The following is a 19990-nucleotide window of genomic DNA, read 5'->3' as shown; positions in this document are numbered from 1 at the left end:
GCTTTTTTATATTCTCAATACAAAAGGCCAAGCACTTATGCTTCGGCCTTTTGTATACACTTTATTGATATTGATGCTCTTTAATCTTTTGTGATTCTATTTTTTGAACAGCACCCGGAGCCGCTTTTTCAACCGCGGATGCTGCAATTTCATACGCTTCACTGTAATCAAATTCATAAAAACGTCTTTCCGCTTCTTTCAGCTGTTCAGATAAAATATGATTCTGGCTTCTGAACCGGTTTCCAAACTGAATGATTTTTTCAATGAGGATGACCTGCTCGACAAGTTCCTCTGATTCCCGGCTTGCCCTGTTGACGATCTCTTCTGCTTGCTTCAAATGGGCTCCGGCTTCTTCCATATTTAATGGAAGATCGTTTAGTTGGTTGACTGTTTCTTGAATGTGATGATGCGCGTTTTCCAGCATTTCTTGAATATGACTCGGAATGCCTGGAATATTGCTTGTCTTCAGCAGTCTTGCTGTCTCAGAAATTGTTTTTTTCAAATTGCTGAGCGTCTCTCTCGCTTGAAGCTCTTCTTTTCTCAGCGCTTGCAGCTTTTCACGGTATTCAGCATGCTCTTTTTTCACTTCTTCAATCTGCTTCTCTATTGAAGCAACTTCTTCTACTAAGAGTGAGTAGGCGACATGCTCTGCATCGAGCTTATCTTTAACCGAGGAGAGCAGCTTGCCAATTTCATCAAGGCGCTTTTCAAAAGCCTGCTGTTTGCCGAGCTCGCCGGCTGTCAGTCTGTAGCTTTCCTTCACCAGCTCAGTTTCCGCCTTTGTATGCTCTTCATCCTCTTTCAGCTTGTCATAAGCAATGATCAATTCAGGCATTTTGCTTAGCACAGATTGGCCGGCATCGACTTCACCTTCCAGCTGCTGGTACACAGATTGAATATTTTCGTCTATGAGCTGCAGGATCGCGGACGCTTCATCGATATCCAGCTCAGTCATCAAGACATGCTCCGCCCGTTTCAACTGATTTGACAGATTTTCTAATTCCTTATCAAGCTGGATATGCTCAAGCTTATACCCTTTCTCTTTCATTTCGCGATAGCCGTCCTTGAGCTTTGCAATCTGGCCGGGCACCGTCTGCTTGCAGTCAGCCAGCAGCTTCGGCACGTCATCTATATATGACTGAAGCCGTTCAAGATTGCGGTCCTGCTCAAGCAGCACTTTTCGTGCGGTAATATAGTTTCCGCCTTCTGTTTCTTCTTCATATTGTTTGATTCCGCTCCAAATTTCGTCAAGATCCTTTTCAAGACTGTCATAAAGCTCCCCGTAAAGGTGGCTGTAAGCCAACAGGTTTTTTCGCGATTTTGAATAGCGCTCTCTCACCTGTTCAATCTCTTCGCGGCTCTTTTCCTCACTTGTGACAAGGTCGCTGATTTCCCGCAGAATCTTTTCAATATTTGATTCCGCCGCGGTCAGCAGGTCGTCGATATGAACGAGCACTTGATTGGCCTTTTTAAATCGGTATTTGTCTGCATTTTCCTCAGCATCATAAAGGAGCTCTTCAACTTTCGGCATGTGAGCTGTGACAATCTCATCCCATTCTTCACGCCACTTTTCAAAGAACTCTTCTGTCTGACCCGTCATTTTTAAATGTTTAATTTTGGACATTTCTTCCACAATCGACCGGTTCAGAATTTCAATCTTCCACGATTCCAGCCGGTCAATATCAGCGTAGATTTTTTTCCTGAAAAAGTAGCCTGCCGCAAACAGGGCAAGCAGTACAATTAATAATCCAATGACAAACTCCATAATGAGCCCCCTTGCTGTTAACCTTAATCTGTCAGGGTGTTTTATTTATTCAGAAAGATTTCAGGATATGTATTGAGAAAAACTGTCGTTTTCATTGTTATTATGATACCATGTAACCAACATTTTTTGACCAGAATTCAAAAACTTTTTGTGCAAAATCGGCAGGATTTTACTATTTTTTCACGGGGTGACGCCAATGCAAAAGCGAGACGGGCATATTCACACACCATTTTGCCCTCACGGCTCAAACAACACACTCAGACAATATGCAGAAGAAGCCTTAAAAAAAGGCTTTGAATCGATTACTTTTACCGAACACGCCCCATTGCCGCCCTCTTTTACTGATCCGACGCCGCAGAAAGACAGCGCGATGGCGCAAGCCTCTTTGGAACGCTACATCGATGACATTTCCGGATTAAAAAAAGAATATCGCGGGCAGCTTGCCATACATACGGGGCTTGAGGTCGATTATATTGCTGAATTTGAAGATGAAATTAAATTATTACTGGACACATACGGGCCATATTTAGATGACAGCATCATATCCGTTCATTTTTTGCGCGCAGGTTCTTCCTATCTGTGCCTTGATTATGATGAGCATACCTTTAAAGAGCTGATTTCAGCCTGCGGAAGCATCGAAGCAGTATACGAGCGGTATTACCGCAGCATCTATTCTTCCATTGTATCATCTCTTGGCAGCTATAAGCCAAAAAGAGTCGGTCACATCACACTCGTCCAAAAATTCATCAAGCTGTTTCCGTACAGCATGTCTGAACATATTCGCGGAATCGTTTTTCAGTGTCTGGATGCCATTGCAGAAAACGGAATGGAGCTCGACTTCAATACTTCCGGCTTAAGAAAAACGTACGCAGGAGGCATTTATCTCGAGGATTGGATGATGAATGAAGCGAAGCAAAAGAAGATCCCGCTTGTGTTCGGGTCTGATGCCCATCAAGCGGGAGATGTCGGATACGCATATGAGGCGTTTGCGGAGCAGGCTAATTGATAAGCGCCACGTCCCCTGTCCGGAAGACGCTTCTGATCCAAATCTTGATTTCTTCAAAATACATTTTATAAAAGTACGGCTCGTGCGGCTGCATGTAGAGCACTTCTGAAATATATTGAGGCTGGAGATAGGGCATCATCAAGAGAGATTTTAATTGGAGAATAAAATGGGGCAGCGGCAGCGTTAAATGTTCACGCTGTTTTTCTCCTTCCTCAATGATCAGCTGGAAGATATACTTTTCCTTCATTAGATATGTCGACATAATTTCTCTGATTAACGTGGAGTCAATCGTGACTTCCCGGTAGACAAAACGAGTTAATTGACGATGATTATGCTGATAGGATAAAATATCGAAAACCAATTGAAGAAGCTGTTCTTGCGTGCTTTGAGAAGAGATATTGCCTGCCGCTGTTTCAAGCGTTTTACTGTAGCCTTCGTAAAACTCTGAAACTAAGTGTTCCATCAAACCTCCCTTGCCTTTAAAATAGTAGGAGATGTGCGCAACATTTACATCAGCTGACTTTGCGATTTCACGGACAGACGTGCCAGAAAATCCTTTTTGGTTAAAGAGCATGACAGCAGATTCAATAATTTTGTCTTTGGTGCTTACTTTCATTCGGCTCACTCCTTCCTCTTGATACAATTCAAGCAGAAGGCCGCTGTTCCTGTAAGAACTTATCGACAAATGCCGGCAGAAAAGCCGGAACTTTGTTTTATATTATAGAAAAAGTGAGGGTTTTCCATGTTCCATGTCGAAAAACAATCTGGAGATAAAGAAAAAGACTATCAGCTTCTGCTAAAACAGCTCGAAGCCATGACCGAAGACGAAACAGATCAAATCGCAAACTATGCGAATGCCTCAGCGCTTCTGTATCATTCGCTGCCTGAAGTCAACTGGGCGGGTTTCTATTTTGCCAAAGAAGAGGATGGACAGCTTGTGTTAGGACCGTTCCAAGGTCTGCCGGCATGTGTTCGGATTCCTTTCGGCAGAGGCGTTTGCGGCACAGCCTATGCAAACGGAAAAGTGGAGCGTATAGAGGATGTAAACGCGTTTCCGGGACATATCGCCTGCGATGCGGCGTCTCAATCAGAAATTGTGCTTCCGATTCATGTAGGCGGAAAAGTTGTCGGCGTCTTGGACATCGACAGCCCAGTGAAAAACCGTTTCGACGAAATCGACGAAAAGTATTTATCACAGTTTGCCGAAAAGCTTGAAAAAGCGTTAGCACAGTAATATAAAAGCCCAAAACTCATAGTGTTTTGGGCTTTTGTTATTTTATTGATTCGTGTATCATCAAGCGGTTTTTTCCGTTTCGTTTCGCGCTGTAGAGCGCTTCATCAGCCTGATGCACAAGCTCTTTCAGTGACTTTCTTGTTTTTGCCGTCCAGCAGGAGATACCGCATGAAATGGTCACCTCGGGTTTCGTATTTTTTCTGACTGCATAAACCAGTCTCTCAGTAATCCGTTTCCCCGCCGCAACCGTCACATTCGGCAAATAAATCGCCAGCTCCTCGCCTCCCCAGCGGGCGCCGACATCATGCTTTCTGATGTTGCTTTTAATAACCGAAGCGACTTGAATTAAAATCTCGTCCCCAGTCTGATGACCGTACGTATCATTTACATTCTTGAAATTATCAATATCAACAAGTATAAAAACACCCTTTTGGTGGATCTTCATACTGTATTGAATTTTTTCATCTAAATAAACCCTCGAATACAGCTCAGTCAGCTGATCTGTTTTGACGAGATGCTCAAGGCGGTCGCGGAGCATTGAGTTGGTTACAGCCAGAGTTGCGTGACGAATCAGCGCCTGAAACAGCTTGTACATTTCAAATGTAAAAGCGTACATTTCCTCTTTCAATAAAACCGCGAAACCTAGAAGCCTGTCATTCTCAATCATCGGAACAGCCATCAGCGAGCCGTAGCCGGCCTTTCCGAAAACAGACTGACCATTTCCGATGAAAACTCCTATTTCCCCTTCATACAGCTTTTCTTTCATTTCATTAAAAAATTCAGACGGCTTCGCTTCCTTAAAAAACGCTGTGCTGCCGGGGAGCAATGTCAGGTTTTCAAAATGGTCTATATGAAAGAAACCCACTTCTTCCGCCTGAAACGATTCTGCCATTCTCACAGCCAGGTCATTCATCGTATCGGCCAGTGTCAGCCGCTGATTCAGGCGGCGTGACGTTTCATTAATCAATTCCAAATTTGCGATGCTTGCTTTGGATTGCTCATAGAGCTGAGCGTTTTCAAACGCTTTTCCCGCCGCGTTTGCTATCAGCGACATTTCATCAAGATAGGCGTCATTAAGAAAACTGCCGCCCGTTCCTTCAGCCTTCAACACCCCGTACGTTCCCTGCTGTCCTTTGATCGGAATATAAGCGGCAGATTCATTTTTCCGCAAAATATCCCCGGATAAATACACTTTGAGAGCAAAGGAATCGGATTTTTCCCCTTCCATATAAAGCTCTTTTGCAGGAACACCTAAACATTGATCTTGATCGTGCGATATATAGAGAGAAAACTCAAACATAGAAAACGTGCCGGTTAAGCTTTCTAAAAGCTGCTTCAGCACTTCTGTCTGATCAAGCAGTGAATGGAACAGCTCTGTCATTTTGTATATCTTTTTTTGATAGATCGTTTTGATATAGAGTTTTTCCTGTTTCATTGACTGGTTTAAAAATGATGAAACCAAGTCGGGAAGCCCTTCAGGTATCTCTACATCCTGCCTGCATGTCAGATGATAGCGCCTGCCGCCGATGTCCTCAATCAGGTAAGATGAGGCGTTTATTTTCGAAGCGGAAAATCGAACTTCGTCATCCGCCTGTTTTGAAGCAGAACCAACGGATGGTGTCGGTGTAAGCGAAACACATAGGGATGAAAAATAAGTTTGAATAGCCGAAGTCAGCCATATGAAAGAGTCGGTGAAAGTGACTTTTTCAGATTTGGTTAATAAAAAATCGAGCATATGATAATGAAAGGCGGATAATTGTTCTTTTGTTTGTTCTACCATGTTTTTATCACCTGAAAGTTTACTACTAATTTTTGTTTATTATATCATAAACGGCGAAGCAATAATGAAGGAATGGTTGACTTCAAATCAAATAAATTATATAATGACCTTTGTGTGAAATATTGCAGCCTTTTTGTTCAGCTTCTATGTTTTCATTTTGTTCCTTATTCATAAGGTGTATCGTGTAACTCTCTGCTGCTGGAGCGAGGATACATGAAAACAAAATGTACATGGTCGAATAGAGCAGACGGTTTTTATTTTCCACAAAAATAAAACCAAAGGAGGAGTCACATTATGGCTCGCTATACAGGTCCATCTTGGAAACTGTCCCGCCGTCTAGGAATCTCTCTTAGCGGTACAGGAAAAGAATTAGAAAAACGCCCTTACGCTCCAGGTCCACACGGTCCAGGACAACGTAAAAAATTATCAGAATACGGTTTGCAATTGCAAGAAAAGCAAAAGCTTCGTCACATGTACGGCGTAAACGAACGCCAATTCCGCACTTTATTTGACAAAGCTGCTAAACTAACTGGTAAACACGGCGAAAACTTCATGATTCTTTTAGATTCTCGTCTTGATAACGTTGTGTACAAGCTAGGTTTAGCACGTACTCGCCGTCAAGCTCGCCAATTGGTTAACCATGGTCATATTCTTGTTGACGGAAGCCGCGTTGATATCCCGTCTTACCAAGTAAAACCTGGTCAAACAATCGGTGTTCGCGAAAAATCAAGTAACCTTTCTATCATCAAAGAATCTGTAGAAGTGAACAACTTCGTTCCTGAATACCTTACTTTCGACGCTGAAAAGCTTGAAGGTACATTCACTCGTCTTCCTGAGCGTTCTGAACTTGCTCCGGAAATTAACGAAGCGCTTATCGTTGAGTTCTACTCTCGTTAATCGTTTTAAAAACCCCTGCCGCTATGCGGTCGGGGTTTTTTTATCGTCTGTTTCGTCTGGCGCCTCTTGCTGGCCAACACTATCTCGCGTCTGGTGCTCCCAATAATCCCGCTGGAGCCTTTCTTTTGCAATCGTGCACATGAGATTCATGGTCAGCGCTCCTTTCTTAAAAGGTGGTGCTTGGAGGTGCTTGGGAGGTGATTGGTCGTGTTTGCCCTATCTAATATACTCTTTTCCTGTCATTCCTATGCGATAAACCAAAAAAAGATCCTTTGCCCATATCGGCAAAGGATCTTTTTTTATTTATACGTCACAAGAAAGTATTTTTTCTTCCCGCGGCGAAGGACAGTAAATTGGCCTTCGATACGGTCTTCAGCAGATAAGAGATAATTGATTTCCGTCTGGCGTTCGCCGTTAATGTAAACAGCTCCGTTTTGAATGTCTTCACGGGCTTGGCGTTTTGAAGGAGATAATGTAGATTGCACCAATACATCTACAAGTGAAAGCTCTTGGCTGCTGTCAGCTTCCATGGAAGGGACATCCTTAAAGCCCACTTTTACGTCCTGGGCAGAAAGCTCTTTAATATTGCCGCTAAACAACGCTTGGGATATGTTGATGGCTTGCTCCAGCGCCTCACGTCCATGAACGAGCGCTGTCACTTCTTCTGCGAGGCGTTTTTGCGCTTCACGCTTTTCTGGCGCTGTTTCTGTTTTCTCAGCGTATGCTTCAATTTCTTCTTTTGATAGGAATGTAAAGTATTTTAAGTATTTGACAACGTCACGGTCATCTGTGTTGATCCAGAATTGATAAAATTCATACGGCGATGTCTTTTCCTTATCAAGCCAGATCGCGCCGCCTTCCGTTTTTCCGAACTTCGTGCCGTCTGCTTTTGTGACAAGCGGAATGGTAAGGCCGAACGCTTTTGCCCCTTCTTCTTCTGATTTTCTGATCAGTTCAAGGCCCGCTGTAATGTTGCCCCACTGATCGCTTCCGCCAATTTGCAGCTTACAGTTTTTCTCTCTGTACAGATTTAAGAAATCATAAGATTGAAGAATCATGTAGCTGAATTCCGTGTATGAGATGCCGGATTCAATTCTTGAGCTGACCGTGTCTTTTGCCAGCATGTAATTGATACCGAAGTTTTTACCGACATCACGAAGGAAGTCGATCACATTCATTTTGCCGATCCAGTCAAAGTTGTTCGCGATGACAGCAGGGTTTTCTGCTGCATCAAAATCCAGAAATCTGGACAGCTGGTTTTTGATTCTTTGGGACCATTCGGATACGATGTCAGCAGTGTTTAATGTACGCTCCGCTTTTTTTCCGCTCGGATCGCCGATGAGGCCCGTCGCCCCGCCCACAAGCGCAATCGGATGATGGCCCTCAAGCTGAAAACGGCGAAGTGTTAAAATAGGCAGCAAGTGTCCGATATGCAAGCTGTCCGCTGTCGGATCAAAGCCTGAGTACAGGCGGATTTTTTCTTCATTCAGCTGTTTATTTAATCCTTCTTCATCCGTCATTTGCTGAATCAATCCGCGGAAGGATAAGTCTTCAAGTAAGTTTGTCATAAGATAAAGCTCCTTTTTGATTAAAATAAAAAACGCCCCTTCGTTTACACGAAGGGACGATTGATTATCGCGGTACCACCCTACTAATAAGAGAACGCAAAACATTCGTCTTATCACTTTGCCTGATAACGGATCAGGTCCGTTCTTTCACTACTGAAAGCCTGGCCGGCTTTGTTTGCAAAAGCGGTTCATGAGTGTATTCGATATATCCGTCTGTGCTGATTTTCACCGGCCATCAGCTCTCTGGAACGTAAGGATAGTCTACTTGTCTCAATCTTTACCTTTTCATATGAAGCTATATCATTTTTAACATAAATAAAATCCCGTGTCAATGTCGCCTTTTAATCCTCCATCGTTGACAGATCTCCTGCCGGCAGATTAAGCTCCCATGCCTTCAGCACCCGTCTCATGATCTTTCCGCTTCGGGTTTTCGGAAGCTTATCTTTAAATTCAATTTCACGCGGAGCCGCATGGGCTGCAAGACCCTGCTTTACAAATAGGCGAATCTCTTCTTTCAGTTTATCGGACGGCTCATATCCTTCTCTGAGTGCGATAAAGGCTTTAATGATTTCTCCCCGCACTGGATCAGGTTTACCGATCACGCCTGCTTCTGCAATGGCCTGATGTTCGACAAGCTTGCTTTCCACTTCAAATGGGCCGACGCGCTCACCAGAGGTCATAATGACGTCATCGACTCTTCCTTGAAACCAGAAATATCCCTCATCATCCATGTAAGCAGAATCCCCGGACACATACCAGCCGCCCGGCATGAAATACGATTCGTACTTTTCAGGGTTATTCCAAATGGTATGCATCATGGAAGGCCAGCCCTTTTTAATGGCGAGATTGCCCATTCGGTACGGCGGAAGTTCATTGCCCTGGTTGTCAACGATTGCCGCCTCCACACCGGGAATCGGCTTACCCATTGAACCCGGTTTGATCTCCATGCAAGGATAGTTGCAGATGAGCTGGCTGCCCGTTTCTGTCATCCACCATGTATCATGGATTCGTTTGTTAAAAACCTTATGCCCCCATCTGATGACTTCCGGGTTTAACGGCTCACCGACACTGAGCACATGCCGGAGTGAGGTTAGATCATATTTCGCAGCCATCTCATCTCCCGCTCCCATCAGCATTCGAAAAGCTGTCGGCGCGCTGTACCAGACGTTGACGCCAAGCTGTTCAATTGTTCCATACCAGCTTTCAGGGCTGAAACGTCCGCCGACAATGACATTTGTCGCTCCGTTCAGCCATGGTGCAAAAATGCCGTATACCGTACCTGTCACCCAGCCCGGATCTGCTGTGCACCAGTAAATGTCTTCCTCCTTTAAATCAAGGACCCACTTTCCTGTCTGATATTGCTGAATCATCGCTTCATGGACATGCAGCACACCCTTTGGCGTTCCAGTAGAACCCGATGTATAGTGAAGCAGATAGCCATCTTTTTTGTCCATCCATTCGATATCCAGTCTTGTGCCCTCCTGTTTTGCTGCTTCATCGTAATTGATGATGTTTGCGCCGCTTTCAGCCTTTCCGCCGACTACGAATATATGCTGCAAGTGAGGCAGTGTATCAGCCGGTATTCTCTCCAGCAGCTCAGGCGTCGTGACAACTACCTTCGCCTCGCTGTTTTCAAGCCGGTCTTTCACCGCTCCCTCCATAAATGCTTCGAACAGCGGCCCGGCGATGGCGCCAATTTTGATAGCGCCAAGCATTATAAAATATAGCTCGGGTGATCTTGGCATAAAAATAAAAACGCGGTCCCCTTTTTCCACATTTCCATGCCGTTTCAGCACATTCCCTGCCCTGTTTGTTTCTTCCTTCATTTCTTTAAATGTGTATTTTTCATCCCGGTTTGCGTCTTTATAATAAAGCGCTACTTTGTTTTTTCGAAACGATTCGGCATGGCGGTCAATCGCTTCATACGCCGCATTCAGTTTCCCTGTCTCATGCCAGGAGAAATGTTTCTCTGCCTCGGCCCAATCAAAATGCCGGTACGTTTCTTCATAATTTTTTAAATGAAAATCCCCTTCTACTGCTGGTAACGCTTTCAAATTCATGCCCAAACATCCCCCTTTGCTGAAGTTGTCACAATTATTATATTATATATTCATATTCTTCTCAATTTTTAAAATATAAACCATATTGAAAACGCTTTAAAATTTGTTATTCTTAAAGAAGCATGTATTTTTATAAGAATTGATGGGACGGTGGATCAGTGGAACATCATAAAACATACCATTCAGCAAACATCAAAACAGCAACCGGCTCCTTACTGATAGAAGGGCCTGTCTCTCCAGAGGATCTGGCAGGTTACGAGTTTCATACAGATTTAACCGCATTTCGCCCGCCCCGCGAGCAGCATGAAGCGCTAGTCGACATTGCCGGCCTTCCCGAAGGGCGTATTATCATTGCTAGAGACGGCAGAACCATTATCGGCTATGTGACGTATTTATATCCTGACCCGCTCGAAAGATGGTCTGAAGGAAATATGGAGGATTTGCTTGAGCTCGGGGCCATCGAGGTGGCGCCGGCCTATCGGGGATGTTCTGTCGGAAAGACGCTTTTGACCGTCAGCATGATGGATGAACAAATGGAAAACTACATCGTGATGACGACGGAATATTACTGGCATTGGGATTTAAAAGGGATGAAAAAAGATGTGTGGGAATACAGAAAGCTCATGGAGAAGATGATGAATGCAGGCGGATTGGCTTGGTTTGCGACAGATGAGCCAGAGATCAGCTCCCACCCTGCAAATTGTCTAATGGCACGCATCGGAAAAAACGTCAGCCAAGAATCAATTGAACAATTTGACAGACTCCGTTTTTATCATCGCTTTATGTATTAACTGACACTGACAAAGGGGAAAAAATAATGATTGTTGAGCAGATCATGAAAAGGGATATCATTACATTAACGAAGACGGATACGCTTGAAACAGCAATATGCAAACTGAAGGAATTCCATATCAGGCATCTGCCTGTTGTAAATGAAGACCGCCATGTGATCGGCATGATTACAGACAGAGACATGAAACAGGCCAGCCCGAGTATTTTTGAAGAAAGCAAACGAAGCCGATTTCTTACACGAAGCGTAGATTCAATTATGAAAAAAGATGTCGTGTGCGCCCACCCGCTTGATTTTGTTGAAGAAATTTCTGCGGTGTTCTACGAGCATGGCATCGGCTGTCTGCCCGTGGTGCAGCACCAAAAATTAATAGGCATTTTGACAAAAACCGATTTGTTGCGGACATTTGTCAAATTGACAGGCGCTGACCAGCCGGGGTCACAATTTGAAATAAAAGTAAACGACATCACCAAAAGTCTTGCGGAAATCAGCAGCCTTTGTCAAGACCTCCAAGTGAAAATATTGAGTGTGCTCGTCTATCCGCATGAAGATTCCGGTGTGAAAGTGCTTGTCTTCCGTGTAAAAATGATGAATCCGCTGCCGTTTTTGCAGGCATTACAAAGAAATGGACACCACGTCGTTTGGCCGTCAGAGCAAAGGGATTTGCTATGAGAGACAGTGTATTTATCTATTCTCCATCCTATCAAACCTATATGTTTCATCAGGAACATCCATTTAATCAGCAGCGAGTTCTGTTAACATATGATTTGCTCAAGACGATCAATGCCTTTGATGATGGAGACATTATCAGCCCGAGACTCGCGGCAGAAGAGGAGCTAGCCCTTGTCCACACGGACGATTACATTCAGGCGGTAAAGCTTGCGGGTGCCGGTAAACTTCCCGCTGAAGAAGGAGAAAGCTATGGGCTCGGCACTGAAGATACACCTGTCTTTGCCGGCATGCACGAAGCGGCATCACTCTTAGTCGGCGGCACCTTAACGGCCGCAGACTGGGTGATGTCAGGACAAGCCCTGCATGCCGCCAACCTTGGAGGAGGCCTTCATCACGGATTTCGGGGAAGAGCTTCAGGATTTTGCATTTACAACGACAGTGCTGTGGCGATTCAATATATCCAGAAAAAATACAGAGCCAGAGTGCTTTATATTGATACCGACGCCCACCACGGGGACGGTGTGCAGTTTACGTTTTACGATACCCCCGGCGTATGCACACTGTCTATCCATGAAACAGGAAGGTATTTATTCCCCGGAACAGGCCAGATTCAGGAAAAAGGAAGCGGAAAGGGATATGGCTATTCCTTTAATATCCCGCTTGACGCTTTCACAGAGGATGATTCTTTTCTCGAAGCTTATCGGACAGCAGCTTCCGAAGTCGCCGCTTATTTTCAACCGGATGTGATTATCAGCCAAAACGGTGCCGATGCCCATTACTATGACCCGCTAACGCATTTATCTGCAACGATCAACATCTACGAAGAAATTCCGCGACTTGCACACACTTTAGCGCATCAATATTGCGGAGGGAAATGGATTGCCGTCGGAGGCGGAGGATATGATATATGGCGTGTAGTGCCCCGCGCCTGGGCCAGAATATGGCTCGAAATGAAGGGCATTGATCCGGGACACGATATTCCTCCTGAATGGATCGTTAAATGGCAAAAACACTGCCCTGTCACCCTTCCGTCCAGCTGGAGCGATCCGGCCGATTTATATCCTCCGATTCCCCGCAAGCCTGAAATCACAGAAAAAAATGCCCAAACCGTAAGCAAAGCATTATATGCAATACGATCCGAGCAACAGCAAAGAACGAAGTAAAAAACGACCTTCACGAAGAGGTCGTTTTTGATTTTTTGATAACAATTTCCACACGCCGGTTTTCCTTCATGTGTTCGTTTGTCTTGTTATCCTTTACAGGTTTTGTATCCGCATAACCTACAGCGATAAAGCGCGTTGAGGGAAGTTTCTCTTTTGATGTGAAGTATTGAATGACTCCGCTTGCGCGTGCTGCTGACAGCTCCCAGTTAGACGGATATCGGTATGTTGCAATATTTCGGCTGTCTGTATGGCCCTCCACCTGAATGTCATTTGGAATGGTTTTCAGAAGAACGGCAATTTGTTGAAGAAGTGTTTCAGCATTTTTCAGCACCTTGGCCTCCCCTGAATCAAACAGCACAGACTCCTGCAGAACGAGTACGACACCGCGTTCATCCCGTTTGGCTGTCATTTGGGCCTTCAGGTGATGGTCTTTTATATATGTATTTACTTTCTTGAGAAGCTGATCCTGCTGATCCTTTTGCTTCTTCGCATTGGCTGGCGATGTGTTCTTTTTTTCTATGGACGTTTGGTCAGGCTGGATCCCGCCGCCTTCCTTTTGGATCGATTCGACTGCCGCTTTAAATTTTTGCAGATCAATTTGGGACATCGAAAAAAGTAAAATAAAGAACACAAGGATCAAAGTGATCAGATCTGAAAAGGTGACCAACCAGCTGGATGAAGATCGTCTATTTTTCCCGCTTCCTTTCCTTCTTTCAAACCGTTCTCTTCTAAGCTTCATGTATAGATCCCTTTTTTGTTTTTACTTGATTTGGCTGCTTCCGCCATTCTTCCCGGGAGCTGAAAACGACGAGCTGGCTTTCGAGGTTACGAGGGTTTTTTCCGGATTGGATTCCGATAATGCCTTCCACCATTACTTGCTTGATGAAGATTTCACTTTCTGTTTTTTCTTCGAGTTTGGCGGCAATCGGGTTGAACACCATGTTTGCCAGCAATGAACCGTATAAGGTTGTTAAAAGCGCAACGGCCATATTTGGCCCAAGCATGTGCGGATCATTTAAGTTTTTAAGCATCAGCACGAGCCCGACGAGTGTTCCGATCATTCCCCATGCCGGAGCGAATTCCCCCGCTTTCTCAAAAACACGCCGTCCTTTGCGGTGCCGTTCCTCCATTGCCGCGATCTCTGAATCCATGACGAGCCGAATCGTTTCTTCATCCCAGCCATCAATTGCTAAAAGCAGCCCTTTTTTCAAGAATGGATCTTTGATTTCCCGGGCCTGATCATCCAATGATAAAAGCCCTTGTTTTCGCGCGTGATCCGAAAGAGAGACAAAGGTTTTCACGAGATCTTTCACATTGTCTTCCTGGCGGATAAATGCCTGCTTTAGCACAGAGGGCGCTTTTCGCAGCTCTCTCGGCGGAAAACTGATAAAAACAGCGGCGCATAGCCCCCCTGTAACGATGAAGAAAGAGGTCAGATCTAGAAAAGAGCGGAAACCGCTTATTCCTGATCCCGAAATTATTCCGATCACAATCATAATCGTTCCTAACACAAAACCAACAGGTGTAAGATAATCAAAACGTTTCATCATTTCTCCTCATGAAAAAAGCAAGAATTCACCTTAGAGGTGAAGCTTGCTTTCTAGTTTTTCTTATGACTTGGTTGACTGCCTTAGCTCTATACGGTGCGGCAGTTCGACAATATGCTCTTCAACCGGCTCTTTATTCATGAGCTTCGTCAGCAGCCTCATCGCAACGGCGCCAATATCGTATGTCGGCTGAACCACTGTTGAAAGCTGCGGACGAACCATAAGGCTTAATCTCGTATTATCAAAGCCGATAATGTCGAGATCCTCAGGAATGGATAAGCCTTGATCCTGAGCCGCATGGATAATGCCGAGTGCCATTTCATCAGTTGCAGAAAGAATGGCTGTCGGTTTTTTGTCCAGGCTCATCAAATGTTGCAGCGCTTCAAGTCCGGAATCGTATGTGTAATCCCCTTCAGCAACAAATTGTTCATTAAACGGAAGATTCGCTTCTTGAAGCGCGCGTTTATAGCCTTGAAGTTTTTTCGAGCGGTTGATCGGTTCTGTCATTGGTCCGGAAACGAATGCGATGTCTGTATGTCCTTTATCAACCAAAAGCTTCACTGCATCATAAATCGCCTCTTCGTAATCGATCGCGACTGACGGTGTTTCCTCCTGCTCTTCTACAGAAGCGGCAAGTACGATCGGCACTGGGGAACGCTTAAATTCCGCAACATGCTCGTCCGTAATGTTTCCGCCCATAAACACGATGCCGTCCACTTGTTTGCCGAGCATTGTGTTTAACAGGTGCAGCTCTTTCTCCATGTTTTGGTCCGAGTTACTCAAAATGATGTTGTATTTATACATTGTCGCGATATCTTCAATCCCGCGCGCAAGCTCTGAATAGAAAATGCTTGAGATATCGGGAATGATGACTCCTACTGTTGTTGTTTTTTTGCTTGCCAGTCCTCTTGCCACCGCGTTTGGACGGTAACCGAGACGGTCAATGGCTTCCAAAACTTTTTTCCGCGTTGTCGGTTTTACATTCGGGTTGCCGTTCACAACACGGGAAACAGTTGCCATGCTTACATTAGCTTCTCTCGCTACGTCGTAGATCGTAATATTGCTCATCCTAAAACCACTCCTTTTACTGGATACACTTATCCTTATCTATAGCATAAACACTTTATGTAGAGAAATGTCATAATGTCCAAATTTATGTCGTTTATGATTTGTAAGCGTAAGTCAGTAGTTTACATTATTTTTCATTATTCATCAAATTTAAATACTTCTCATGAAATTATACACGTTTTTATAGATGATGAAAACGTATACTTGGATTTTATAACTAAATAAACGAGAAAACACAAAAAAAGGCCGCAGACGCGGCCTTTTTATTGTTTACTAAGCATTGACTTTCACCATTGGTTTCAGTTCATTCAGCCATTTTTCGAATTCAGGAATCGCCATTTGCTGAGCAGAGTCAGAAAGTGCGACTGACGGATCAGGGTGAACCTCAGCCATTACGCCGTCTGCGCCGATCGCTAAAGCAGCTTTAGCTGTCGGAAGCAGGAGGTCGCGGCGGCCAGTTGAATGCGTCACATCAACAAAGACAGGCAAATGCGTTTCTTGTTTCAAAATCGGTACAGCAGAAATATCCAGCGTGTTTCTCGTTGCTGTTTCATATGTTCTGATACCGCGTTCACAAAGAATGATTTGATCGTTTCCTTGTGACATGATGTATTCAGCGGCATTGATGAATTCAGAGATCGTTGCAGCAAGTCCGCGCTTCAGAAGCACTGGCTTTTTCACTGAGCCGGCCGCTTTCAGCAATTCAAAGTTTTGCATGTTGCGCGCTCCGATTTGAATCACATCAATGTAGTCCAGCGCTTCTTCGATATGAGCCGGAGTTACGATTTCACTGATCACTGCCAGATCAAATTCGTCCGCTACACGTTTTAAAATTTGAAGGCCTTCAACACCGAGGCCTTGGAAATCGTATGGGCTCGTACGAGGCTTAAAGGCTCCTCCGCGCAAAATTTTAATTCCTTGTTTTTTCGCAGCTGCAGCCACTTCAGCCACCTGCTCGTAGCTCTCTACCGCACATGGCCCGACAATAAATCTTTGCTGGCCGTCTCCGATTTTTTCACCTTTAATATCTACAATTGTATCTTCAGGTTTTTTCTTGCGCGAGACAAGCAGCGCTTTGCTGTGATCTTCTTCCTGAAGCTCTAAACCGGCTTTGAATATCTCTTTAAAAATGTGCTGGATGGTGGAGTTTTCGAAAGGACCATCATTGTTTTCAATGATATTGTTTAACATTGTGCGTTCTCTGACAGGGTCAAATCGATTGACACCCTGTGCTTCTTTCGCTTTACCGATCTCTTTTACAACATTTCCGCGTTCGTTGATTAATTTTAAAATTTGTAGGTTTAATTCGTCTGCTTTCTGCCTTAAAAGCTCTAACTCTGTGTTGCTCATTTTTTTCATCCTTTCCCTGCACATTCATTTTTTATTTTGTAGTTATCATGCATCTTACTATAAGTAATTCCAAATGGAAATACTGAAATAAAAAAAATTTTATAAAAACTCCTCTTTATTACCCAAACGCTTTTAAGTGATAAAGTGATCTATGAAGCTATCCTACATCATGTGAGGGCAATGTTCAAGGGTTTTTTCAAAAAAAAAAAGCGCCAGATTGAATCTGGACGCTTTTTTCTATGACAAATGCTGCTTGATGCCCGCTTCTGTAATTTGTGAATGTGAGGTATGCCATTTCACTTCACCGTTTTGGATGACGAAAACCTGAGGGCTTTCGTGCTTTACGCCGTATGTTTCTGCGATGAAATTTGACAGCGGCCGGGCTTCTTGTACTTGCAGATAGTAAGCCGGCACATCCTCATGCTGATTTGCAAAGGCAACAAACTCATGAAATGCTGCCTGGCTGATCGGGCATGTGGTACTGTGTTTAAAGAAGACGAAAGTGCCTTCCTGTTCTGCAATCCGTTTAAATTCTTCCTCAGATTGAATAAGCTGTTTTGCCATGGCTCAAGATCTTCCTTCCCGGCTCAGCGATTGATATGCTCAGCCTGTTTTTGCGCATCTTTCAGTTCGTCTTTTACATCTTCTTTCGTTTGAAGGACCTGATCTTTTGTTTCGCCGGCCGCCTGCATCGCTTCTTCTCTCATTTCTTGCATATCAGTTGATGAATCCGTTTTTGCAGATTTAGACCGGTCTCTTAAATCCTTCACCTTGTTCATGATCTGCCCTGACTGATCCGCTACAAGCTGTGTGATGTTCGATGTTTTGTCTTTTGCGATGCTGACATATTGCGTGCCTTTTTCCTTCGCATCTGCCGTCATTTTGTCAGTTTTGTCCCGCAAAGCAACAGCTTGGCTGCCAAGATCGTCACGAAGTTCTTTGCCTGATTTCGGCGCTAGAAAAAGAGCGGTAGTGGCACCGATGATTCCCCCGATTAAAGTTCCGATTAAAAAATCTTTACTATTAATTCCATCTTTGCTCATCATTATTCCTCCTCATAGTTTTTTTTCTCTTACAGAGCCGACTTTTTCTTTTGCTTCCATTTCTCCCAAATTTCCATTGCTGCTTGGCTCCATGTGACAACTTGATTGATCTTGTCTTGATTTTCTCTTACTGATGCCGATACAGACCCCGCCGCCTGTTTCATGGATGTATTGAACTGCTGTACAGAAGTGCCCACTCCTTGAACAGCATGGACGACCGTGTTCAACTTTTCTGATTTTTCCTGAATATCTTCAGCCAGGCGGTTGGTCTTATGTAAAAGCTCGGCTGTTTCAGTTGTGATGCCCTTCATTTGTCCCTCCAGCCCTTCGAGAGTGGATGCGACATGTTTTAGGGTCAGCTGCAGTGACTTCAATGTCTTAGACAAGTAGATCACTAATACGAGAAATGCGACTGCGATGAGTGCAACGCTTAAATAAAGAATAATAATCATCTTAAACCTCCTTGCTGCAGGATATACTGCTGTTTACCCGTTTTCATAAATCATAAACATGTATACTGGGCTGTATACATAGTATTCTCCATTATGTAAGAAAATCCTTTAACAAGCTTTCCATCAGATAAATAAAAAGCAGTGAGAACACTGCTTTTTTATTATGCCATGACGTTTTCGTAGGCTCTCATATATTTTTGAATATCTCCTGCTCCCATAAAGATGAGAACGGCTTTTTCATGAGCTTTTAAAACAGATGTATCATGTTCTTCAATGAGCTTTGCATTATGAATTTTTCCCTGCAGGTCGCCGATCGTCAGCTTTCCTGCATTCTCCCGGGCTGAGCCGAAAATATCGCATAAATACACACAATCAGCCCCGCTCAGGCTTTCTGCGAATTGGTCAAGGAATTGGTGCGTCCGCGTAAATGTGTGAGGCTGGAATACCGCGACGATTTCACGATCAGGATATTTCTGTCTTGCCGCCTCAATTGTCACTTTTATTTCTGTCGGGTGATGAGCGTAATCATCAATCAGCACTTGATCCCCGAGCTGCTTCTCATTGAATCTGCGTTTGACGCCGCCGAATGATTTGAGGGCATGCTTAATGATGTTGGAATCAATTTCTTCATAATGGCATAACGCAATGACCGCCAATGAGTTTAATACATTGTGGTGGCCGTACGCAGGAATATAAAACGTATCATAGAATGTATTGCGGACAAATACATCGAAAGTTGTCCCTTCCGTGCTTTTTACGATGTTTCTGGCTTGAAAATCATTTTCTTCCCCAGTGCCGTAATACACAACCGGGACGTTCGCATGAATTTTCGGCAGATGCTCATCATCTCCGCAGGCAATAATGCCTTTGTTGACTTGAAGAGCCATCTCTTGGAAAGCGTCAAACACATCGTCAATGCTTGAGAAGTAATCAGGGTGATCAAAATCAATATTCGTCATGATCGCGTAGTCAGGCTGATAGCTTAAGAAATGGCGGCGGTATTCGCACGCTTCAAATACAAAGTATTCGCTGTTTTCATTTCCCTGGCCCGTTCCGTCCCCGATTAAGAAAGAGGTCGGTTTTGCGTTTTGGATCACGTGAGCCAGCAGGCCCGTAGTCGACGTTTTTCCGTGTGCGCCCGTAACGGCAACACTGGTGAATTTTTTCATATAGTCGCCTAAAAACTTATGATAACGTATCACCGGAATTCCTTCAGACATGGCTTTTTCAATCTCTGGATGCGTGTCTGGGAATGCGTTTCCGGCAATGACTGTCATGTCGGGTTTGATATTATCCGCTCTAAAAGGAAGAACCGTAATATTTCTTTTTTCAAGCGCTGTTTGCGTAAAAATAAACTTTTCGATATCCGATCCTTGGACAGTATATCCATTATCATGAAGTATTTGGGCAAGCGGACTCATACCCGTCCCTTTTATTCCAACAAAATGATAAACAGTCATAATTGTACCTCCAACAAACGTCTATCTGTTCCCCAGTATATGACGCTCATTTCAATTTGCGACCGCGGCGGCGAAAAGCCGCCCTTAGCGGCGTATTTTTATATGTTTTGTTATGTTCAGTATCCGGTTATTTCT

General features: G+C 44.2%; 20 protein-coding genes and 1 other annotated feature. Of the genes, 6 read left to right on the top strand and 14 right to left on the bottom strand.

Features of this window, described 5'->3' with window-relative positions; translation table 11 throughout:
- Nucleotides 1-61: 61 nt before the first annotated feature.
- Nucleotides 62-1765: a septation ring formation regulator EzrA gene (ezrA, locus tag JMN17_RS00375; protein WP_087992453.1), complete on the bottom strand. Its 1704-nt coding sequence runs from the start codon at nucleotides 1763-1765 to the stop codon at nucleotides 62-64.
- Between the two features lie 196 nt (nucleotides 1766-1961).
- Here ezrA and hisJ point away from each other — a divergent pair, with 196 nt between their 5' ends.
- A complete protein-coding gene (gene hisJ, locus JMN17_RS00370; protein WP_202326912.1) occupies nucleotides 1962-2771 on the top strand; it encodes a histidinol-phosphatase HisJ in 810 nt (269 codons plus the stop codon).
- On the opposite strand, the gene refZ is transcribed toward hisJ, so the two are convergent.
- Entirely contained in the window at nucleotides 2764-3387 is a 624-nt protein-coding gene (gene refZ, locus JMN17_RS00365) for a transcriptional regulator RefZ (RefSeq protein ID WP_003223478.1), read from the bottom strand. The two genes, hisJ and refZ, sit on opposite strands and share 8 nt — an antisense overlap.
- 126 nt (nucleotides 3388-3513) lie before the next feature.
- On the opposite strand from refZ, the gene JMN17_RS00360 reads away from it, so the two are divergent.
- A complete protein-coding gene (locus tag JMN17_RS00360; protein ID WP_087992455.1) occupies nucleotides 3514-4005 on the top strand; it encodes a GAF domain-containing protein in 492 nt (163 codons plus the stop codon).
- Nucleotides 4006-4042: 37 nt separating this feature from the next.
- Here the strand turns inward: JMN17_RS00360 and JMN17_RS00355 are convergent, their stop codons facing one another.
- Nucleotides 4043-5785, bottom strand: coding sequence for a diguanylate cyclase domain-containing protein (locus tag JMN17_RS00355; protein WP_087992456.1), 1743 nt, complete (start codon nucleotides 5783-5785; stop codon nucleotides 4043-4045).
- Nucleotides 5786-6079: 294 nt separating this feature from the next.
- Here JMN17_RS00355 and rpsD point away from each other — a divergent pair, with 294 nt between their 5' ends.
- Nucleotides 6080-6682: a 30S ribosomal protein S4 gene (rpsD, locus tag JMN17_RS00350; RefSeq protein WP_087992458.1), complete on the top strand. Its 603-nt coding sequence runs from the start codon at nucleotides 6080-6082 to the stop codon at nucleotides 6680-6682.
- Nucleotides 6683-6703: 21 nt separating this feature from the next.
- On the opposite strand, the gene sr7p is transcribed toward rpsD, so the two are convergent.
- The 3 genes from sr7p to acsA all read right to left on the bottom strand — a co-directional run bounded on the left by sr7p (nucleotide 6704) and on the right by acsA (nucleotide 10310).
- Entirely contained in the window at nucleotides 6704-6832 is a 129-nt protein-coding gene (gene sr7p, locus JMN17_RS21870) for a small protein SR7P (protein WP_277986961.1), read from the bottom strand.
- Nucleotides 6833-6981: 149 nt separating this feature from the next.
- Nucleotides 6982-8250, bottom strand: coding sequence for a tyrosine--tRNA ligase (gene tyrS, locus JMN17_RS00345; protein WP_087992822.1), 1269 nt, complete (start codon nucleotides 8248-8250; stop codon nucleotides 6982-6984).
- 49 nt (nucleotides 8251-8299) lie between these two features.
- Nucleotides 8300-8537 (bottom strand) — a binding site (T-box leader).
- A gap of 54 nt (nucleotides 8538-8591) precedes the next feature.
- Nucleotides 8592-10310 (bottom strand): acetate--CoA ligase, encoded by a 1719-nt coding sequence (gene acsA, locus JMN17_RS00340; protein ID WP_087992824.1) that lies wholly within the window; start codon nucleotides 10308-10310, stop codon nucleotides 8592-8594.
- Between the two features lie 158 nt (nucleotides 10311-10468).
- On the opposite strand from acsA, the gene acuA reads away from it, so the two are divergent.
- From acuA to JMN17_RS00325, 3 genes are read left to right on the top strand one after another with little or no spacing between them, the layout of a single operon-like run.
- Nucleotides 10469-11101, top strand: coding sequence for an acetoin utilization protein acetyltransferase AcuA (acuA, locus tag JMN17_RS00335; protein ID WP_087992825.1), 633 nt, complete (start codon nucleotides 10469-10471; stop codon nucleotides 11099-11101).
- Nucleotides 11102-11127: 26 nt separating this feature from the next.
- Nucleotides 11128-11772: an acetoin utilization AcuB family protein gene (locus JMN17_RS00330; RefSeq protein WP_087992826.1), complete on the top strand. Its 645-nt coding sequence runs from the start codon at nucleotides 11128-11130 to the stop codon at nucleotides 11770-11772.
- Entirely contained in the window at nucleotides 11769-12935 is a 1167-nt protein-coding gene (locus tag JMN17_RS00325; RefSeq protein ID WP_087992827.1) for an acetoin utilization protein AcuC, read from the top strand. The genes JMN17_RS00330 and JMN17_RS00325 overlap by 4 nt, the downstream gene beginning before the upstream one ends.
- Nucleotides 12936-12945: 10 nt before the next feature.
- On the opposite strand, the gene motS is transcribed toward JMN17_RS00325, so the two are convergent.
- From motS to murC, 8 genes are all read right to left on the bottom strand, one after another.
- A complete protein-coding gene (motS, locus tag JMN17_RS00320; RefSeq protein ID WP_087992828.1) occupies nucleotides 12946-13674 on the bottom strand; it encodes a flagellar motor protein MotS in 729 nt (242 codons plus the stop codon).
- Nucleotides 13664-14482: a flagellar motor protein MotP gene (motP, locus tag JMN17_RS00315; protein ID WP_087992829.1), complete on the bottom strand. Its 819-nt coding sequence runs from the start codon at nucleotides 14480-14482 to the stop codon at nucleotides 13664-13666. The genes motS and motP overlap by 11 nt, the downstream gene beginning before the upstream one ends.
- Nucleotides 14483-14545: 63 nt before the next feature.
- Nucleotides 14546-15550 (bottom strand): catabolite control protein A, encoded by a 1005-nt coding sequence (ccpA, locus tag JMN17_RS00310; RefSeq protein ID WP_087992830.1) that lies wholly within the window; start codon nucleotides 15548-15550, stop codon nucleotides 14546-14548.
- A 273-nt stretch (nucleotides 15551-15823) separates the two neighbouring features.
- The gene (locus tag JMN17_RS00305) at nucleotides 15824-16900 is read right to left on the bottom strand and encodes a bifunctional 3-deoxy-7-phosphoheptulonate synthase/chorismate mutase (RefSeq protein WP_202326910.1); all 1077 of its coding nucleotides are present in this window, start codon (nucleotides 16898-16900) and stop codon (nucleotides 15824-15826) included.
- Between the two features lie 237 nt (nucleotides 16901-17137).
- Nucleotides 17138-17464 carry a bacillithiol system redox-active protein YtxJ gene (ytxJ, locus tag JMN17_RS00300; RefSeq protein WP_087992831.1) on the bottom strand — a complete coding sequence of 109 codons (327 nt, stop codon included), beginning with the start codon at nucleotides 17462-17464 and terminating at the stop codon, nucleotides 17138-17140.
- Between the two features lie 23 nt (nucleotides 17465-17487).
- Nucleotides 17488-17943, bottom strand: coding sequence for a YtxH domain-containing protein (locus JMN17_RS00295; protein WP_087992832.1), 456 nt, complete (start codon nucleotides 17941-17943; stop codon nucleotides 17488-17490).
- A gap of 29 nt (nucleotides 17944-17972) precedes the next feature.
- Nucleotides 17973-18395: a DUF948 domain-containing protein gene (locus JMN17_RS00290; protein ID WP_148962358.1), complete on the bottom strand. Its 423-nt coding sequence runs from the start codon at nucleotides 18393-18395 to the stop codon at nucleotides 17973-17975.
- A gap of 161 nt (nucleotides 18396-18556) precedes the next feature.
- The gene (murC, locus tag JMN17_RS00285) at nucleotides 18557-19855 is read right to left on the bottom strand and encodes a UDP-N-acetylmuramate--L-alanine ligase (protein WP_202326904.1); all 1299 of its coding nucleotides are present in this window, start codon (nucleotides 19853-19855) and stop codon (nucleotides 18557-18559) included.
- Nucleotides 19856-19990 lie beyond the last annotated feature (135 nt).

Origin of the sequence: Bacillus sp. RHFS10, assembly GCF_016757475.1 — a bacterium.
Lineage (GTDB): Bacteria > Bacillota > Bacilli > Bacillales > Bacillaceae > Bacillus > Bacillus subtilis_G.
The sequence above is the reverse complement of the archived record's forward strand: the minus strand, read 5'-3'. Positions and strand labels throughout refer to the sequence as shown.

Excerpts from the sequence above, each read along its gene's own strand:
- motP (WP_087992829.1), bottom strand. The coding sequence starts at position 14,482 with ATGAAACGTTTTGATTATCTTACACCTGTTGGTTTTGTGTTAGGAACG.
- hisJ (WP_202326912.1), top strand. The coding sequence starts at position 1,962 with ATGCAAAAGCGAGACGGGCATATTCACACACCATTTTGCCCTCACGGC.
- ytxJ (WP_087992831.1), bottom strand. The coding sequence starts at position 17,464 with ATGGCAAAACAGCTTATTCAATCTGAGGAAGAATTTAAACGGATTGCA.
- tyrS (WP_087992822.1), bottom strand. The coding sequence starts at position 8,250 with ATGACAAACTTACTTGAAGACTTATCCTTCCGCGGATTGATTCAGCAA.
- acsA (WP_087992824.1), bottom strand. The coding sequence starts at position 10,310 with ATGAATTTGAAAGCGTTACCAGCAGTAGAAGGGGATTTTCATTTAAAA.
- motS (WP_087992828.1), bottom strand. The coding sequence starts at position 13,674 with ATGAAGCTTAGAAGAGAACGGTTTGAAAGAAGGAAAGGAAGCGGGAAA.
- JMN17_RS00330 (WP_087992826.1), top strand. The coding sequence starts at position 11,128 with ATGATTGTTGAGCAGATCATGAAAAGGGATATCATTACATTAACGAAG.
- JMN17_RS00355 (WP_087992456.1), bottom strand. The coding sequence starts at position 5,785 with ATGGTAGAACAAACAAAAGAACAATTATCCGCCTTTCATTATCATATG.
- JMN17_RS00290 (WP_148962358.1), bottom strand. The coding sequence starts at position 18,395 with ATGATTATTATTCTTTATTTAAGCGTTGCACTCATCGCAGTCGCATTT.
- murC (WP_202326904.1), bottom strand. The coding sequence starts at position 19,855 with ATGACTGTTTATCATTTTGTTGGAATAAAAGGGACGGGTATGAGTCCG.
- ccpA (WP_087992830.1), bottom strand. The coding sequence starts at position 15,550 with ATGAGCAATATTACGATCTACGACGTAGCGAGAGAAGCTAATGTAAGC.
- JMN17_RS00295 (WP_087992832.1), bottom strand. The coding sequence starts at position 17,943 with ATGAGCAAAGATGGAATTAATAGTAAAGATTTTTTAATCGGAACTTTA.
- ezrA (WP_087992453.1), bottom strand. The coding sequence starts at position 1,765 with ATGGAGTTTGTCATTGGATTATTAATTGTACTGCTTGCCCTGTTTGCG.
- JMN17_RS00305 (WP_202326910.1), bottom strand. The coding sequence starts at position 16,900 with ATGAGCAACACAGAGTTAGAGCTTTTAAGGCAGAAAGCAGACGAATTA.
- refZ (WP_003223478.1), bottom strand. The coding sequence starts at position 3,387 with ATGAAAGTAAGCACCAAAGACAAAATTATTGAATCTGCTGTCATGCTC.
- JMN17_RS00325 (WP_087992827.1), top strand. The coding sequence starts at position 11,769 with ATGAGAGACAGTGTATTTATCTATTCTCCATCCTATCAAACCTATATG.
- JMN17_RS00360 (WP_087992455.1), top strand. The coding sequence starts at position 3,514 with ATGTTCCATGTCGAAAAACAATCTGGAGATAAAGAAAAAGACTATCAG.
- rpsD (WP_087992458.1), top strand. The coding sequence starts at position 6,080 with ATGGCTCGCTATACAGGTCCATCTTGGAAACTGTCCCGCCGTCTAGGA.
- sr7p (WP_277986961.1), bottom strand. The coding sequence starts at position 6,832 with ATGAATCTCATGTGCACGATTGCAAAAGAAAGGCTCCAGCGGGATTAT.